We start from the raw sequence: 16,466 nt of genomic DNA, 5'->3' as shown, positions 1-16,466 counted from the left end.
TGTGAGAGTAGGTCATCGTCAAGCTTAAATTCCAAACCCCCTACTCGTGAAAACGGGTAGGGGGTTTGTTTTTGGGCGCGGAAAAGTGAGGCGGGCTGGGTGAGTTCTCTTGAGTGTCCTGATCGCCAGCTTCTTATGCTTTCTATGCAATTGCCAAGTGCATCGATATGATGCGTGCCTTTCAGTTGGGCTCACTGCAAATGCCGAACTTACTGACGCTTCTGCAAGATGGTCAATTTCATTCGGGCGAGGCTCTCGGCCGGGCCCTAGGTATAAGCCGTGCGGCTGTCTGGAAGCAGCTTCAAGAGTTGGAGTCAGTGCATGGTCTCCATGTCCACAAAGTGCGCGGGCGAGGATATTCCCTCGAAAGCCCTATCTCTCTATTGGAGCGTGATCATCTGATGCCCAATCCAGGGGGGTGGTCCCCCTATGTGGTTGAAAGCATTGATTCGACTAATGCTGAGGCGTTCAGATGCCTCGAAAGAGGATTTTCACCCCCATTTTTTGTAGTCGCCGAGCGGCAGACAGCTGGGCGCGGCCGGCGCGGCCGGCAATGGGCTAGTCCCTTTGGGGAAAATGTTTATTACAGCCTTCTCTTGCGTGCGGAGGGCGGGGCGGCTCAGTTTGAGGGGCTGAGTCTGGTCGTTGGGCTAGCGGTGCTGGGTGCGATACGCGAATTGGGTGTAGCAGGTGGGGGGCTTAAATGGCCAAACGATATCCTGGTGCGCGGCAAAAAGATCGCCGGCATATTGCTGGAGCTGTCTGGTGATCCGGCGGATGTTTGCCATGTAGTGATCGGTGTTGGGATCAACGTCAATATGCGCAGTCAGAATGTGATCGACCAGCCTTGGACGTCCATGCGCCTTGAAAGCGGCAAAATGATCGACCGCAGTGTGCTTATTAATAGCTTGAACGTGCATTTGAGTCGCTACTTGCGGATGCACCTCGAAGAAGGCTTCAAAGCGATTCGGGAGGAGTGGGAGGTCGAGCATTTGTGGCAAGGCCAAAAGGTTCGCCTTTCTGCGGGGAGTCAGAGCATCGATGGGGTTGTGCTTGGAGTAAATGCCCAGGGCGCCTTGCGTCTCTTGGTTGCTGGCACTGAGCACCAATATAGTGGCGGTGAGCTTAGTTTGAGGTTGCGTGATGATTCTTGAGCTCGACTGCGGCAACAGCTTTATTAAGTGGCGCGTGCTGGATCAAGCGGCAGTTTTCAATGCTGGTGTGGTGGGGAGTGCTGATGAGCTCCTCGCGGCACTCTCGGCGTTACCAGGCATAGCGCTGAGCGCGGCGAGATTGGTAAGTGTTAGGGGGGATGAGGAGACATCATCGCTTGTGGAACTCTTGTCTCAACAGTTTGGTGTGGTGGCATTGTGCGCGCGCCCGGCGCCTTCCGCTGCTGGGGTCAAGAATGGCTACATCGATTACGAGCGGTTAGGGTTGGATCGATGGATGGCGGTGCTTGGCGCGTACCGTCTTGCTGGTGGTGCGTGCCTGGTTCTGGACCTCGGCACTGCGGTGACGTCAGACTTTGTTGATGCCGGCGGGGAACACCTGGGTGGGTTTATTTGCCCGGGACTGCCGCTGATGCGAAGTCAGCTGCGGACGCACACTCGCCGGATTCGTTACGAAGGTGACGCTGCTGAAGAGGCTATGCAGGTCCTAGTTCCGGGGCGCTCCACGGTTGAGGCTGTGGAGCGAGGTTGTTCGTTGATGCTGCGAGGGTTCGTTCAAACTCAGCTTGAGCTGGCTCGCAGATATTGGGGTGACTCCTTTTCTGTATTTCTTACAGGGGGGGATGCGGGGTCCGTCAAAGAAATTCTGCCTGCTGCGCGTGTAATGCCCGACCTGATTTTTGTCGGCCTTGCTATCGCATGTCCGTTGCCTTGAGGTCCATATGCGCTGGTTGTTTCTGTTTCTGCTGGTTTTGAATCTTTTCTACTACGTCTGGCATCAGCAGCAGGCCCCGCTTCGTGCCAAGGAAATCGCGCCTTTATCTTTGCATCAGGAGGTGCGTCGTGACATTCGCTTGCTTAGCGAGTCCGGCGGCGCGCAGCGTCGCCGCGAGCGTTCTGTCGACGAGCCTGCTGAGGCTGCCGAGGTGTGTATGTATCTCGGTGGTTTCGATCAGGAAGAATCCGCAAAGCTGGTGGAGCAGCGTCTGATTACCTTGGATATTCAGTCTCGCGTCCAGGTTGTGGATGCTCCGGCAGGGCTCGATTATTGGGTTTACTTGCCGCCACTCGCCTCGCGCCAGGCATCCTTGCGTCAGTTAAAAGAGCTGCAGGCAAGAAAAATAGACAGCTACATCATCACTCAAGGCGATCTTTCGAACGGTATTTCGCTAGGCATGTTTCCTCGCAATGAGTCTGCAGAAAGCGTGATGCAGAGGCTGCGTGAGGTCGGGTACGAACCTCAGATGCGTGAGTTGCCTCGTGCGCATCGCAATTTCTGGGTGCGGATTGCTCCGGGTAGTCGCCGGTTGGTTGATGATGGTTTGCTGCAACTGTTGGCAAGAGATTTTGGCGGCCTGCAACATCAATTAATGCCTTGCGAAAGCGTTGCATCGCCCAATTAGTTTGAATAGAATGGCGCCCGCTTTGCAGGGTTGCCTTTCTGGGTGTTCTGAAAAGTTGCTGTCGATTGCGCTAACCTCAAGTTTTTTATGAGGAATTGCTTGACAGTAGGGTGGCATACGAAGAGAATGCCGCCTCACTTTGGAGGGGTTCCCGAGTGGCCAAAGGGATCAGACTGTAAATCTGACACGCGAGTTTCGAAGGTTCGAATCCTTCCCCCTCCACCATATTTAGCGAGAGCTGCAAGCTCCGCGGGTATAGTTCAACGGTAGAACCTCAGCCTTCCAAGCTGATGGTGCGGGTTCGATTCCCGCTACCCGCTCCATGTTTGCAGTAATTTGTTTTAAAGAGTTCGCTCTTGTAGCTCAGTTGGTAGAGCACACCCTTGGTAAGGGTGAGGTCAGCGGTTCGAATCCGCTCAAGAGCTCCATTATTAAAAGGCAGATATGCAGATATCTGCCTTTGTTTTAATGGTTGCGTGGTTCGCGCACTTAATCGATGGGAGACGCTCTGATGGCTAAAGAAAAGTTTGAACGGAACAAACCGCACGTCAACGTTGGCACCATCGGTCACGTTGACCACGGTAAAACCACTCTGACCGCTGCTCTGACTCGTGTTTGCTCCGAAGTTTTCGGTTCGGCTCGCGTTGACTTTGACAAAATCGACAGCGCTCCAGAAGAAAAAGCTCGTGGTATCACCATCAACACCGCTCACGTTGAATACGATTCGGCCGTGCGTCACTACGCACACGTTGACTGCCCTGGTCACGCCGACTACGTAAAAAACATGATCACCGGTGCTGCTCAGATGGACGGCGCTATCCTGGTTTGCTCGGCCGCTGATGGTCCGATGCCGCAAACCCGTGAGCACATCCTGCTGTCCCGTCAGGTTGGCGTTCCTTACATCGTTGTCTTCCTGAACAAGGCTGACATGGTGGATGACGCTGAGTTGCTGGAACTGGTTGAGATGGAAGTTCGCGACCTGCTGAGCACTTACGAGTTCCCAGGTGATGACACTCCGATCATCATCGGTTCGGCTCTGATGGCTCTGAACGGCCAAGACGATAACGAAATGGGCACTACCGCTGTTAAGAAGCTGGTAGAGACTCTGGATAGCTACATTCCTGAGCCAGTTCGTGTCATCGACAAGCCATTCCTGATGCCAATCGAAGACGTATTCTCGATCTCCGGCCGCGGTACTGTAGTTACCGGTCGTATCGAGCGCGGTATCGTCAAGGTTCAGGAGGCTCTGGAAATCGTTGGTCTGCGTGACACCACTCAGACTACTTGCACCGGCGTTGAAATGTTCCGCAAGCTGCTCGACGAAGGTCGTGCTGGCGAGAACTGCGGCGTGCTGCTGCGCGGTACCAAGCGTGAAGACGTTGAACGTGGTCAAGTGCTGGCCAAGCCGGGCTCGGTTAAGCCGCACACCAAGTTCGAAGCTGAGGTTTACATCCTGAGCAAAGACGAAGGTGGTCGTCACACCCCGTTCTTCAAAGGCTACCGTCCTCAGTTCTACTTCCGTACTACCGACGTTACTGGTAGTTGCGAACTGCCGGAAGGCGTTGAGATGGTAATGCCAGGCGACAACATCAAGATGGTTGTTACCTTGATCAAGTCGATCGCCATGGAAGATGGTCTGCGTTTCGCGATTCGCGAAGGCGGCCGTACCGTTGGTGCTGGCGTAGTTGCCAAAATCATCGAGTAATCGTTGATTAGTCCCCATCAGGCCGGCATAATGGTCGGCCTGATTTTGTTTTAGGTCAGTAGCTCAATTGGCAGAGCGACGGTCTCCAAAACCGTAGGTTGGGGGTTCGATTCCCTCCTGACCTGCCAGTTTTATCAAGAAATTGAAACTGGCACTCCTTTCACAGGATCCTCGTAAATGACTGTTAAGGCTGAAGCCAAAGAATCGCGCTTTGATCTGCTCAAGTGGCTCGTTGTAGTTGCTTTGGTGGTGGTTGGCGTGGTTGGCAATCAGTTCTTCTCTGGTGAGCCGATTCTGTACCGTGTCCTGGGTTTGTTGGCGGTTGCAGCGGTTGCCGCTGCAATCGCGCTACAAACAGCTAAAGGGCAGGCATTTTTCGGGCTGGCTAAAGAAGCTCGGGTTGAAATTCGCAAAGTCGTTTGGCCGACTCGCCAGGAAACCATGCAGACCACCCTCATTGTTGTGGCGGTTGTGCTGGTAATGGCGCTGTTGTTGTGGGGGCTTGACTCCCTGCTAGGCTGGCTTGTTTCCATGATTGTTCGTTAAAGGTGTCCCGTGGCTAAGCGTTGGTACGTTGTGCATGCTTACTCGGGTTACGAGAAGCATGTAATGCGCTCTCTGATCGAGCGCGTCAAGCTGGCCGGCATGGAAGATGGGTTCGGCGAGATTCTGGTACCCACTGAAGAAGTGGTTGAGATGCGTAATGGCCAGAAGCGCAAAAGTGAACGCAAGTTCTTCCCCGGTTATGTTCTGGTGCAAATGGACATGAACGAAGGCACTTGGCACTTGGTCAAGGATACGCCTCGAGTCATGGGTTTCATTGGTGGTACTGCCGATAAGCCTGCGCCCATCACTGATAAAGAGGCTGATGCAATTTTGCGTCGTGTTGCTGATGGTAGCGACAAGCCGAAGCCGAAAACCCTGTTTGAGCCAGGTGAAATGGTCCGTGTAATTGACGGTCCTTTCGCTGACTTCAGCGGTGTTGTCGAAGAAGTGAACTATGAGAAAAGCCGGATTCAAGTGGCTGTGACCATTTTTGGTCGCTCCACTCCGGTTGAGTTGGAGTTTAGTCAGGTCGAAAAGGCATAACTGACAAAGCGTCCCGTACCCCGCAGCCTCAGGCTGCGGGGTTTTGTCGTCACTGGGATAAACACGTAAGTAACCCGGGGAGCCGCAAGGCGTTAGAACCCGAATTGGAGTAGCTAATGGCTAAGAAAATCACGGCTTATATCAAGCTGCAAGTAAAGGCTGCACAAGCTAACCCGAGCCCACCTGTTGGTCCGGCTCTTGGTCAGCACGGTGTGAACATCATGGAATTCTGCAAGGCGTTCAACGCCAAGACTCAGGGCATGGAACCTGGTCTGCCGACTCCAGTGATCATCACTGTATATAGCGACCGTAGCTTCACTTTTGAAACCAAAAGCACCCCTGCTTCGGTTCTGCTGAAGAAGGCTGCCGGTCTGACTAGCGGTTCGGCTCGCCCGAACAGCGTCAAAGTTGGCACCGTTACTCGTGCTCAGCTCGAAGAGATCGCCAAGACCAAGCAGGCTGATCTGACCGCTGCTGATATGGACGCAGCAGTACGCACCATCGCTGGCTCTGCTCGCAGCATGGGCCTTAACGTGGAGGGTGTGTAATGGCTAAGTTGACCAAGCGCCAAAAGGCTATTGCCGAGAAAGTTGTTGCCGGCAAGTCATACAGCTTCGAAGAAGCGGCCACCCTGCTGGGCGAGCTGTCGAAAGTTAAATTCACCGAGTCGTTTGACATCGCTGTGAACCTGGGTGTGGACCCACGTAAATCCGACCAGGTTGTACGTAGCGCTACCGTTCTGCCGCACGGCACCGGTAAAACCGTTCGCGTCGCTGTGTTCACCCAGGGTCCGGCAGCTGAAGCTGCTCTGGCCGCCGGCGCTGATCGCGTTGGTATGGATGAGCTGGCTGCTGAAATGAAGGCCGGCGAGCTGAACTACGACGTAGTTATCGCTTCCCCGGACGCCATGCGCGTTGTAGGTCAGTTGGGTCAGATCCTCGGTCCACGTGGTCTGATGCCTAACCCTAAAGTCGGGACCGTAACCCCAGACGTAGCCACTGCCGTGAAAAACGCCAAGGCTGGTCAGGTTCGTTATCGCACCGACAAAAACGGCATCATCCACACTTCCGTTGGCAAAGTTGGCTTCGAAGCCATCAAGCTGAAGGAAAACGTTGAGGCCCTGATCGCTGATCTCAAGCGCATCAAGCCAGCTTCTTCGAAAGGTATATACGTTAAGCGCGTTACCCTGAGCACCACTATGGGCCCAGGCCTGGTTATCGATCAGGGCTCGCTGGACGCGTAAGACAAATCAGTCGGAGCAAGTAATTGCTCCGATTGTTGAAAGATTGGGGTCCCTGCCTGGCGGGGGCTATCCAAGACCGTAGGCGACGCAAGTCTTAAACCACAAGCCTACGCAGATGGTGCTCCCGGTTCCTTACGGAATCTGACACCAAACGACATCCGGCTCCGGCCAGATGAAACGTAACAAGCAGGAGTTAACCCGTGGCAATTAAACTCGAAGACAAGAAGGCCATCGTCGCTGAAGTCAACGAGGCTGCCAAAGTCGCTCTGTCCGCTGTCGTGGCTGATGCCCGTGGTGTGACAGTAGGCGCAATGACCGGACTCCGTAAAGAGGCTCGTGAAGCTGGCGTTTACGTACGCGTTGTACGTAACACCCTGCTCAAGCGCGCCGTTGCCGGCACTCAATATGACGTGCTCAACGACGTATTCACTGGCCCGACCCTGGTTGCATTCTCTAACGAACATCCTGGTGCTGCTGCCCGTTTGTTCAAAGAGTTCGCCAAAGGTCAGGATAAGTTCGAGATCAAGGCAGCTGCGTTCGAGGGCAAGTTCCTCGCAGCTAATCAGATCGACGTACTGGCAAGCCTGCCGACCCGTGACGAAGCAATTTCTCAGCTGATGAGCGTGATTCAAGGCGCAACCAGCAAATTGGCTCGTACTCTGGCGGCCCTTCGCGACCAGAAAGAAGCTGCCGCAGCCTGAGGCTGAGCAACTCCTTTCGCGTTTATTGTTTATTTCGATGGCCGCGTAGGCTGTCACCCCAATACAGGAATTAGAGTCATGGCTCTGTCTAATCAAGAAATCATCGACGCAATCGGCGAGAAATCCGTTCTGGAAATCGTTGAGCTGATCAAAGCAATGGAAGAGAAGTTCGGCGTTAGCGCTGCTGCTGCTTCCGCTGGCCCAGCTGCTGGCCCAGCTGCTGTTGCTGAAGAACAAACCGAATTCAACGTAATGCTGCTTGAATCCGGCGAGAAGAAAGTAAACGTGATCAAGGTCGTTCGTGAACTGACCGGTCTGGGTCTGAAAGAAGCTAAAGCTGTTGTTGACAGCGCTCCTGGCATCGTTAAAGAAGGCGTGTCGAAAGACGAAGCCGAAGCTGCCAAGAAAGCTCTGGAAGAAGCAGGCGCTAAAGTCGAGCTCAAGTAAGCGACGACCTTGCGTCTACAGCCCAAGCGTTGAGCGAAAGGCTGATGGCTGGTGGCAATTGCCACCGGCCTTTTTCCGTTATAGGCCGCCTTCGAGGGTTGGCCTGTAGCTGAAGCAGTAACCGCCCCGAGGGGTGGCGCAAACCGAGAGTTTGCAAGATTTTCTGGCTGCTCCCGTCGGGAGGAGCCAAATAAGCAGGTGACCAAGCTGGGGAACGCTGATGGCTTACTCATATACTGAGAAAAAACGTATCCGCAAGGACTTTAGCAAGTTGCCGGATGTCATGGATGTGCCTTATCTGTTGGCCATCCAGCTGGATTCGTATCGCGAATTCCTGCAGGCGGGAGCTACAAAGGATCAGTTCCGCGACATCGGCCTGCATGCGGCCTTCAAGTCCGTTTTCCCGATTATCAGCTATTCCGGCAATGCTGCTCTGGAATATGTCGGTTATCGCCTGGGCGAACCGGCATTTGACGTGAAAGAGTGCGTGCTGCGTGGCGTGACATTCGCCGTGCCGCTGCGGGTAAAAGTCCGTCTGATCATTTTCGATAAGGAATCGTCGAACAAAGCGATCAAGGACATCAAAGAGCAAGAAGTTTACATGGGGGAAATCCCCCTGATGACCGAGAACGGTACCTTCGTTATCAACGGTACCGAGCGCGTCATCGTGTCCCAGCTGCACCGCTCCCCAGGTGTGTTCTTCGACCACGACCGTGGCAAGACTCACAGCTCGGGCAAGCTGCTGTACTCCGCGCGCATCATTCCTTACCGCGGTTCGTGGTTGGACTTCGAGTTCGATCCGAAAGACGCCGTATTCGTACGTATCGACCGTCGCCGCAAGTTGCCGGCGTCCGTACTGCTGCGCGCTCTGGGTTACACCACTGAGCAAGTGCTCGACGCGTTCTACGAGACCAACGTGTTCCACGTACAGGGCGAGAACCTCAGCCTTGAGCTGGTTCCGCACCGTCTGCGTGGCGAAATTGCTGTTCTCGATATCAAAGACGAGAAGGGCAAGGTCATCGTTGAGCAAGGCCGCCGTATTACTGCGCGCCACATCAACCAGTTGGACAAGTCCGGGATCAAGACCCTGGAAGTGCCGCTGGACTACGTAATCGGTCGTACCTCGGCAAAAGCCATCGTACATCCGGCTACGGGCGAAATCATCGCCGAATGCAACACCGAGCTGAACACCGAGATCCTGGCGAAAATTGCCAAGGCTCAGGTCGTGCGTATCGAAACGTTGTACACCAACGATATCGACCGCGGTCCGTTCATCTCTGACACATTGAAAATCGACGGCACTACCAATCAATTGGAAGCGCTGGTTGAGATCTATCGCATGATGCGTCCAGGCGAGCCACCTACCAAGGACGCCGCCGAGACCCTGTTCAACAACCTGTTCTTCAGCGCTGAGCGCTACGACCTCTCTGCTGTAGGTCGCATGAAGTTCAACCGTCGTATCGGTCGGACCGAAATCGAAGGTTCGGGCGTATTGAGCAAGGAAGACATCGTCGAAGTTCTCAAGACACTGGTCGACATCCGCAACGGTAAAGGCATCGTCGACGACATCGACCACTTGGGTAACCGTCGCGTGCGTTGTGTTGGCGAGATGGCCGAGAACCAGTTCCGCGTGGGCCTGGTGCGCGTAGAGCGCGCGGTCAAAGAGCGTCTGTCGATGGCTGAAAGCGAAGGCCTGATGCCGCAAGATCTGATCAACGCCAAGCCTGTGGCTGCGGCGGTGAAAGAGTTCTTCGGTTCGAGCCAGCTTTCGCAGTTCATGGACCAGAACAACCCGCTGTCCGAGATCACCCACAAGCGCCGCGTTTCTGCTCTCGGCCCAGGTGGTTTGACTCGTGAGCGTGCTGGCTTCGAAGTTCGTGACGTACACCCGACGCACTATGGTCGTGTTTGCCCGATCGAAACGCCGGAAGGTCCGAACATCGGTCTGATCAACTCCCTGGCAGCCTATGCCCGCACCAACCAGTACGGTTTCCTCGAGAGCCCGTACCGTGTGGTGAAGGACACCCTGGTTACTGACGAAATCGTGTTCCTCTCTGCAATTGAAGAGGCAGACCACGTGATCGCTCAGGCATCGGCAACGATGAACCAGAAAGGTCAGCTGGTAGACGAGCTGGTAGCTGTTCGTCACTTGAACGAGTTCACCGTCAAGGTGCCGGAAGACGTCACGCTGATGGACGTTTCGCCGAAGCAGGTTGTGTCCGTCGCCGCTTCGTTGATTCCGTTCCTCGAGCACGACGACGCCAACCGTGCGTTGATGGGTTCGAACATGCAGCGTCAGGCTGTTCCGACATTGCGTTCGGACAAGCCGCTGGTTGGTACCGGCATGGAGCGCAACGTTGCGCGTGATTCCGGCGTATGCGTCGTGGCCCGTCGTGGCGGCGTGATCGACTCTGTCGATGCCAGCCGTATCGTGGTTCGTGTTGCTGATGATGAAGTTGAAACTGGCGAAGCCGGTGTAGACATCTACAACCTGACCAAATACACCCGTTCGAACCAGAACACCTGCATCAACCAGCGTCCGCTGGTGAGCAAAGGTGACAAGGTCGAGCGCAGCGACATCCTGGCCGATGGCCCGTCCACCGATATGGGTGAACTGGCGCTGGGTCAGAACATGCGCATCGCGTTCATGGCCTGGAACGGTTACAACTTCGAAGACTCCATCCTCCTGTCGGAGCGTGTGGTTCAGGAAGACCGTTTCACCACGATCCACATTCAGGAACTGACCTGTGTGGCACGTGACACCAAGCTCGGGCCAGAAGAGATCACGTCGGATATTCCGAACGTGGGCGAAGCTGCGCTGAACAAGCTGGACGAAGCCGGTATCGTTTACGTGGGTGCTGAAGTTGGCGCCGGCGACATTCTGGTAGGCAAGGTCACTCCGAAAGGCGAGACCCAACTGACCCCGGAAGAGAAGCTGCTGCGTGCGATCTTCGGTGAGAAGGCTTCCGACGTAAAAGACACCTCTCTGCGTGTACCAACTGGTACTAAAGGGACTGTCATCGACGTACAAGTCTTCACCCGTGACGGCGTAGAGCGTGACGCTCGTGCACTGTCCATCGAGAAGATGCAGCTCGACGAGATCCGTAAAGACCTCAACGAAGAGTTCCGCATCGTCGAAGGCGCAACCTTCGAGCGTCTGCGTTCCGCTCTGGTTGGCAAGAAAGCCGAAGGCGGTGCTGGTCTGAAGAAAGGCGCCGAGATCACCGACGAGTTCCTCGACGGCCTTGAGCGTGGTCAGTGGTTCAAGCTGCGTATGGCTGAAGATGCTCTGAACGAGCAGCTTGAGAAAGCGCAGGCTTATATCGTTGACCGCCGCCAATTGCTCGACGACAAGTTCGAAGACAAGAAGCGCAAGCTGCAGCAAGGCGATGACCTGGCTCCGGGCGTGCTGAAGATCGTCAAGGTTTACCTGGCAATTCGTCGCCGCATCCAGCCGGGCGACAAGATGGCCGGTCGTCACGGTAACAAGGGTGTGGTCTCCGTGATCATGCCGGTTGAAGACATGCCGCACGATGCCTACGGCACCCCGGTCGACATCGTTCTCAACCCGCTGGGCGTACCTTCGCGTATGAACGTCGGTCAGATCCTTGAAACCCACCTGGGCCTCGCGGCCAAAGGTCTGGGCGAGAAGATCAACCGCATGCTCGAAGAGCAGCGCAAGGTTGCTGAGCTGCGTAAGTTCCTGCACCAGATCTACAACGAGATCGGTGGCCGTCAAGAAACGCTGGCAGACCTGTCTGACCAGGAAATTCTGGATCTGGCTAAGAACCTGCGCGGCGGCGTTCCGATGGCAACGCCTGTGTTTGACGGTGCCAAGGAAAGCGAAATCAAGGCCATGCTGAAACTGGCAGACCTGCCAGAAAGCGGCCAGATGCAGCTGTTCGACGGCCGTACCGGCAACCAGTTCGAGCGCCGGGTGACCGTTGGCTACATGTACATGCTGAAACTGAACCACCTGGTGGACGACAAGATGCACGCTCGTTCTACCGGTTCCTACAGCCTGGTTACCCAGCAACCGCTGGGTGGTAAGGCGCAGTTCGGTGGTCAGCGCTTCGGGGAGATGGAAGTTTGGGCGTTGGAAGCATATGGCGCCGCGTACACCCTGCAGGAAATGCTGACCGTTAAGTCGGATGACGTGAACGGCCGTACCAAGATGTACAAAAACATCGTGGACGGTGATCACCGCATGGAGCCGGGCATGCCCGAGTCCTTCAACGTGTTGATCAAAGAAATCCGTTCGCTCGGTATCGATATCGATCTGGAAACCGAATAACACGAAGCGCAATGGGAGCGGGGCTGTAGAGCCCGCTCCTTGCTCCGCCAGGAGGAAAGGCCTTGAAAGACCTACTGAATTTGCTGAAAAACCAGGGTCAAGTCGAAGAGTTCGATGCCATCCGTATTGGGTTGGCGTCGCCAGAGATGATCCGTTCGTGGTCCTTCGGTGAAGTTAAAAAGCCGGAAACCATCAACTACCGTACGTTCAAACCTGAGCGTGACGGCCTGTTCTGCGCCAAGATCTTTGGCCCAGTAAAAGACTATGAGTGCTTGTGCGGTAAGTACAAGCGCCTCAAGCACCGTGGCGTGATCTGCGAGAAGTGCGGCGTTGAAGTTGCGCTGGCCAAGGTTCGTCGTGAGCGCATGGCGCACATCGAACTGGCTTCGCCGGTTGCCCACATCTGGTTCCTGAAATCGCTGCCGTCCCGTATCGGCCTGCTGCTGGACATGACCCTGCGCGATATCGAGCGCGTTCTCTATTTCGAGAGCTATGTCGTTATCGATCCGGGCATGACCACCCTGGAAAAGGGTCAGCTGCTGAACGACGAGCAATATTTCGAAGCCATCGAAGAGTTCGGTGACGACTTCGACGCCCGCATGGGTGCCGAGGCTGTCCGCGAGCTGTTGACTGCTATCGATCTGGAGCACGAAATCGGCCGCCTGCGCGAAGAGATTCCGCAGACCAATTCCGAAACCAAGATCAAGAAGCTGTCCAAGCGTCTGAAATTGATGGAAGCCTTCCAGGGTTCCGGCAATCACCCAGAGTGGATGGTGCTGACCGTTCTGCCGGTTCTGCCGCCAGATCTGCGTCCATTGGTTCCGCTGGATGGTGGTCGTTTCGCCACGTCCGACCTCAACGATCTGTATCGCCGGGTTATCAACCGTAACAACCGTCTGAAGCGCCTGCTCGATCTGTCCGCACCGGACATCATCGTGCGCAACGAAAAGCGCATGCTGCAGGAAGCGGTTGATGCCTTGCTCGACAACGGCCGCCGCGGTCGTGCCATCACTGGCTCGAACAAGCGTCCGTTGAAATCCCTGGCTGACATGATCAAGGGTAAGCAAGGTCGTTTCCGTCAGAACTTGCTCGGTAAGCGCGTGGACTACTCCGGTCGTTCCGTTATTACTGTGGGCCCGACTCTTCGTCTGCACCAGTGCGGTCTGCCGAAGAAGATGGCTCTCGAGCTGTTCAAACCGTTCATTTTCGGCAAGTTGGAAATGCGTGGCCTGGCCACCACCATCAAAGCTGCCAAGAAAATGGTTGAGCGCGAGCTGCCAGAAGTGTGGGACGTTCTCGCAGAAGTGATTCGCGAACACCCCGTGCTCCTGAACCGTGCACCGACCCTTCACCGTCTGGGTATTCAGGCGTTTGAACCGGTACTGATCGAAGGTAAAGCCATTCAGCTGCACCCGCTGGTCTGCGCCGCGTACAACGCCGACTTCGACGGCGACCAAATGGCCGTGCACGTACCGCTGACACTGGAAGCCCAGTTGGAAGCGCGCGCGTTGATGATGTCGACCAACAACATTCTGTCGCCCGCCAACGGTGAGCCAATCATCGTTCCGTCGCAGGACGTTGTACTGGGTCTGTATTACATGACCCGTGAAGCGATCAACGCCAAGGGCGAAGGTCGTGTGTTTGCCGATCTGCAGGAAGTCGACCGCGTATTCCGCGCCGGCGAAGCAGCGCTGCACGCCAAAGTTAAGGTGCGTATCAACGAGGTCATCAAAGACCGCGATGGCAGCATCACCAAGAACACCCGCATCGTCGACACCACTGTCGGCCGCGCGCTGCTGTTCCAGGTTGTTCCAGCCGGCCTGGCGTATGACGTCGTCAACCAGCCGATGAAGAAAAAAGCGATCTCCAAGCTGATCAACCAGTGCTACCGCACCGTAGGCTTGAAAGACACCGTGATCTTCGCTGACCAACTGATGTACACAGGTTTCGCCTACTCGACTATCTCCGGCGTTTCCATCGGCGTGAATGACTTCGTCATCCCTGATGAAAAAGCTCGCATCATCGATGCAGCCACCGAAGAAGTTAAGGAAATCGAAAGCCAGTACGCTTCCGGCCTGGTAACTCAGGGCGAGAAGTACAACAAGGTAATCGACCTCTGGTCCAAGGCTAACGACGAAGTGTCGAAGGCGATGATGGCGAACCTCTCGAAAGAGAAAGTGATCGACCGTCATGGCAAAGAGGTCGACCAAGAGTCCTTCAACTCCATGTACATGATGGCTGACTCCGGTGCTCGGGGTTCGGCAGCTCAGATTCGTCAGTTGGCCGGTATGCGTGGCCTGATGGCCAAGCCGGACGGCTCGATCATCGAGACGCCGATCACCGCGAACTTCCGTGAAGGCCTCAGCGTACTGCAGTACTTCATCTCCACTCACGGTGCTCGTAAAGGTCTCGCGGATACCGCGTTGAAAACTGCGAACTCCGGTTACCTGACTCGCCGTCTGGTAGACGTGGCGCAAGACTTGGTAGTTACCGAGGTCGATTGCGGCACCGAACACGGCCTGTTGATGACGCCGCACATTGAAGGCGGTGACGTGGTTGAGCCGTTGGGTGAACGTGTTCTGGGTCGAGTTATTGCCCGTGACGTATTCAAGCCTGGCACCGAAGAAGTCATCGTGCCTGCCGGTACCTTGGTAGACGAGCAGTGGGTTGAGTTCATCGAGCTGAACAGCATTGACGAAGTGATCGTTCGCTCGCCAATCAGCTGTGAAACTCGCTACGGCATCTGCGCCAAGTGCTACGGTCGCGATCTGGCCCGTGGTCACCAGGTGAATATCGGTGAAGCTGTCGGCGTTATCGCTGCGCAGTCGATCGGTGAGCCGGGTACCCAGCTGACCATGCGTACATTCCACATCGGTGGTGCGGCGAGCCGGACCTCGGCTGCTGACAGCGTTCAGGTCAAGAACGGCGGCACAATCCGCCTGCACAACCTGAAACACGTTGAGCGTGCTGACGGCAACCTGGTTGCGGTATCCCGTTCCGGTGAGCTGGCTGTTGCCGACGAGTTCGGTCGCGAGCGCGAGCGTTACAAGCTGCCTTACGGTGCGGTTATCTCCGTCAAGGAAGGCGACAAAGTGGATGCCGGCGCAATCGTTGCCAAATGGGATCCGCACACCCACCCGATCGTTACCGAAATGAAAGGTACCGTGACGTATGTGGGTATGGAAGAAGGCATCACCATCAAGCGTCAAACAGACGAATTGACGGGTTTGACCAACATCGAAGTACTGGATCCGAAAGATCGCCCGGCCGCCGGCAAGGACATCCGTCCCGCTGTGAAGATGGTTGGCATCGATGGCAAAGACTTGCTGCTGCCAGGTACTGACGTACCGGCTCAGTACTTCCTGCCAGCCAACGCCCTGGTCGGTGTGGCGGATGGTGTGCAAGTGGGTGTCGGTGATGTAATCGCTCGTATCCCGCAGGAAACTTCGAAAACTCGCGACATCACCGGTGGTCTGCCGCGTGTTGCCGACTTGTTCGAAGCACGTCGTCCGAAAGAAGCCTCGATTCTGGCTGAAGTCAGCGGCACCATCGCGTTCGGTAAAGAAACCAAAGGCAAGCGCCGTCTGGTTATCACCCCGAACGACGGTAGCGACCCGTACGAGGAGCTGATTCCGAAATGGCGTCACCTGAACGTCTTCGAAGGCGAACAAGTGAACCGCGGCGAAGTTATCTCCGACGGTCCGAGCGATCCGCACGACATTCTGCGTCTGCTGGGTGTGAGCGCGCTGGCCAAGTACATCGTCAACGAGATCCAGGACGTTTACCGCCTGCAGGGCGTGAAGATCAACGACAAGCACATCGAGACGATCCTTCGTCAAATGCTGCGTAAAGTTGAGATCACCGAATCGGGCGACTCCAGCTTCATCAAGGGCGACCAGATGGAACTGACTCACGTACTAGGCGAGAACGAGCGTCTGAGCACGGACGATAAATTTATCTCCAAGTTCGACCGCGTTCTGTTGGGTATTACCAAGGCCTCGTTGTCGACCGAGTCGTTCATCTCTGCGGCTTCCTTCCAGGAAACCACCCGCGTACTCACTGAGGCTGCAGTTACAGGCAAGCGTGACTTCCTGCGCGGCCTGAAAGAGAACGTGGTTGTGGGTCGTCTGATTCCGGCCGGTACCGGTCTGGCTTATCACAGCGAGCGCAAGCGTCGTCGTGAAGCCGGCAAGCCGGTTCAAGTGAGCGCCAGCGAAGCTGAAGCTCAACTGTCGGAAGCGTTGAACAACCTGTAATTAATACGGGTTGCCAATCAGGTCGGGGCCCGGTGAAGCGTTAAGCGTCACCGGGCCTTGTCTTGACGCGGTGTTAGAAGCTCTTTAGACTCTTGTACCCCTAAATTTGGCGGGACTGTGGTCCTGCCATTTTGTTTTTCTTGTAAGACAATAGCG

General features: G+C 55.6%; 12 protein-coding genes and 4 tRNA genes. All 16 read left to right on the top strand.

The window, feature by feature from the left end:
- Positions 1-200: 200 nt before the first annotated feature.
- The 16 genes from birA (at position 201) to rpoC (ending at position 16,310) form a co-directional block, all read left to right on the top strand.
- Positions 201-1,154 (top strand): bifunctional biotin--[acetyl-CoA-carboxylase] ligase/biotin operon repressor BirA, encoded by a 954-nt coding sequence (gene birA / locus AC0IW7_RS23485; RefSeq protein ID WP_471821169.1) that lies wholly within the window; start codon positions 201-203, stop codon positions 1,152-1,154.
- On the top strand, positions 1,144-1,887 hold the full coding sequence (locus AC0IW7_RS23480) for a pantothenate kinase (protein WP_471821168.1): 744 nt from the start codon (positions 1,144-1,146) through the stop codon (positions 1,885-1,887). Before birA ends, AC0IW7_RS23480 begins: the two co-directional genes overlap by 11 nt.
- 7 nt (positions 1,888-1,894) lie before the next feature.
- Complete coding sequence (locus tag AC0IW7_RS23475) at positions 1,895-2,575, top strand: SPOR domain-containing protein (RefSeq protein WP_471821166.1); 681 nt, start codon at positions 1,895-1,897, stop codon at positions 2,573-2,575.
- Positions 2,576-2,716: 141 nt separating this feature from the next.
- Positions 2,717-2,800: transfer RNA gene (locus tag AC0IW7_RS23470), tRNA-Tyr, on the top strand.
- Positions 2,801-2,824: 24 nt separating this feature from the next.
- Positions 2,825-2,898 (top strand) — tRNA-Gly (locus AC0IW7_RS23465).
- A gap of 29 nt (positions 2,899-2,927) precedes the next feature.
- Positions 2,928-3,003, top strand: a tRNA-Thr gene (locus tag AC0IW7_RS23460).
- Positions 3,004-3,086: 83 nt separating this feature from the next.
- Positions 3,087-4,280, top strand: a complete 1,194-nt coding sequence (gene tuf, locus AC0IW7_RS23455; protein ID WP_108096535.1) for an elongation factor Tu — start codon at positions 3,087-3,089, stop codon at positions 4,278-4,280.
- A gap of 52 nt (positions 4,281-4,332) precedes the next feature.
- A tRNA-Trp gene (locus tag AC0IW7_RS23450) sits at positions 4,333-4,408 on the top strand.
- A 49-nt stretch (positions 4,409-4,457) separates the two neighbouring features.
- A complete protein-coding gene (gene secE / locus AC0IW7_RS23445; RefSeq protein ID WP_471821164.1) occupies positions 4,458-4,826 on the top strand; it encodes a preprotein translocase subunit SecE in 369 nt (122 codons plus the stop codon).
- 9 nt (positions 4,827-4,835) lie between these two features.
- A complete protein-coding gene (nusG, locus tag AC0IW7_RS23440; RefSeq protein ID WP_108096543.1) occupies positions 4,836-5,369 on the top strand; it encodes a transcription termination/antitermination protein NusG in 534 nt (177 codons plus the stop codon).
- Positions 5,370-5,485: 116 nt separating this feature from the next.
- On the top strand, positions 5,486-5,917 hold the full coding sequence (gene rplK, locus AC0IW7_RS23435; protein ID WP_108096542.1) for a 50S ribosomal protein L11: 432 nt from the start codon (positions 5,486-5,488) through the stop codon (positions 5,915-5,917).
- Complete coding sequence (gene rplA, locus AC0IW7_RS23430; RefSeq protein WP_122453846.1) at positions 5,917-6,612, top strand: 50S ribosomal protein L1; 696 nt, start codon at positions 5,917-5,919, stop codon at positions 6,610-6,612. Before rplK ends, rplA begins: the two co-directional genes overlap by 1 nt.
- Before the next feature lie 200 nt (positions 6,613-6,812).
- Entirely contained in the window at positions 6,813-7,313 is a 501-nt protein-coding gene (rplJ, locus tag AC0IW7_RS23425; protein WP_108096540.1) for a 50S ribosomal protein L10, read from the top strand.
- A 78-nt stretch (positions 7,314-7,391) separates the two neighbouring features.
- Complete coding sequence (gene rplL, locus AC0IW7_RS23420; protein ID WP_122453847.1) at positions 7,392-7,760, top strand: 50S ribosomal protein L7/L12; 369 nt, start codon at positions 7,392-7,394, stop codon at positions 7,758-7,760.
- A gap of 220 nt (positions 7,761-7,980) precedes the next feature.
- Positions 7,981-12,054, top strand: a complete 4,074-nt coding sequence (gene rpoB / locus AC0IW7_RS23415; protein ID WP_122453848.1) for a DNA-directed RNA polymerase subunit beta — start codon at positions 7,981-7,983, stop codon at positions 12,052-12,054.
- Between the two features lie 62 nt (positions 12,055-12,116).
- Positions 12,117-16,310: a DNA-directed RNA polymerase subunit beta' gene (rpoC, locus tag AC0IW7_RS23410; RefSeq protein WP_471821161.1), complete on the top strand. Its 4,194-nt coding sequence runs from the start codon at positions 12,117-12,119 to the stop codon at positions 16,308-16,310.
- The last annotated feature ends 156 nt before the right edge of the window (positions 16,311-16,466 follow it).

The organism is Pseudomonas sp. AC229 (assembly GCF_979254655.1).
The sequence above is the reverse complement of the archived record's forward strand: the minus strand, read 5'-3'. Positions and strand labels throughout refer to the sequence as shown.

Bases quoted from the DNA above. Each gene is read 5' to 3' on its own strand.
- birA (WP_471821169.1), top strand. From the start codon at position 201: ATGCCGAACTTACTGACGCTTCTGCAAGATGGTCAATTTCATTCGGGC.
- AC0IW7_RS23480 (WP_471821168.1), top strand. From the start codon at position 1,144: ATGATTCTTGAGCTCGACTGCGGCAACAGCTTTATTAAGTGGCGCGTG.
- AC0IW7_RS23475 (WP_471821166.1), top strand. From the start codon at position 1,895: ATGCGCTGGTTGTTTCTGTTTCTGCTGGTTTTGAATCTTTTCTACTAC.
- tuf (WP_108096535.1), top strand. From the start codon at position 3,087: ATGGCTAAAGAAAAGTTTGAACGGAACAAACCGCACGTCAACGTTGGC.
- secE (WP_471821164.1), top strand. From the start codon at position 4,458: ATGACTGTTAAGGCTGAAGCCAAAGAATCGCGCTTTGATCTGCTCAAG.
- rplK (WP_108096542.1), top strand. From the start codon at position 5,486: ATGGCTAAGAAAATCACGGCTTATATCAAGCTGCAAGTAAAGGCTGCA.
- rplA (WP_122453846.1), top strand. From the start codon at position 5,917: ATGGCTAAGTTGACCAAGCGCCAAAAGGCTATTGCCGAGAAAGTTGTT.
- rplL (WP_122453847.1), top strand. From the start codon at position 7,392: ATGGCTCTGTCTAATCAAGAAATCATCGACGCAATCGGCGAGAAATCC.
- rpoB (WP_122453848.1), top strand. From the start codon at position 7,981: ATGGCTTACTCATATACTGAGAAAAAACGTATCCGCAAGGACTTTAGC.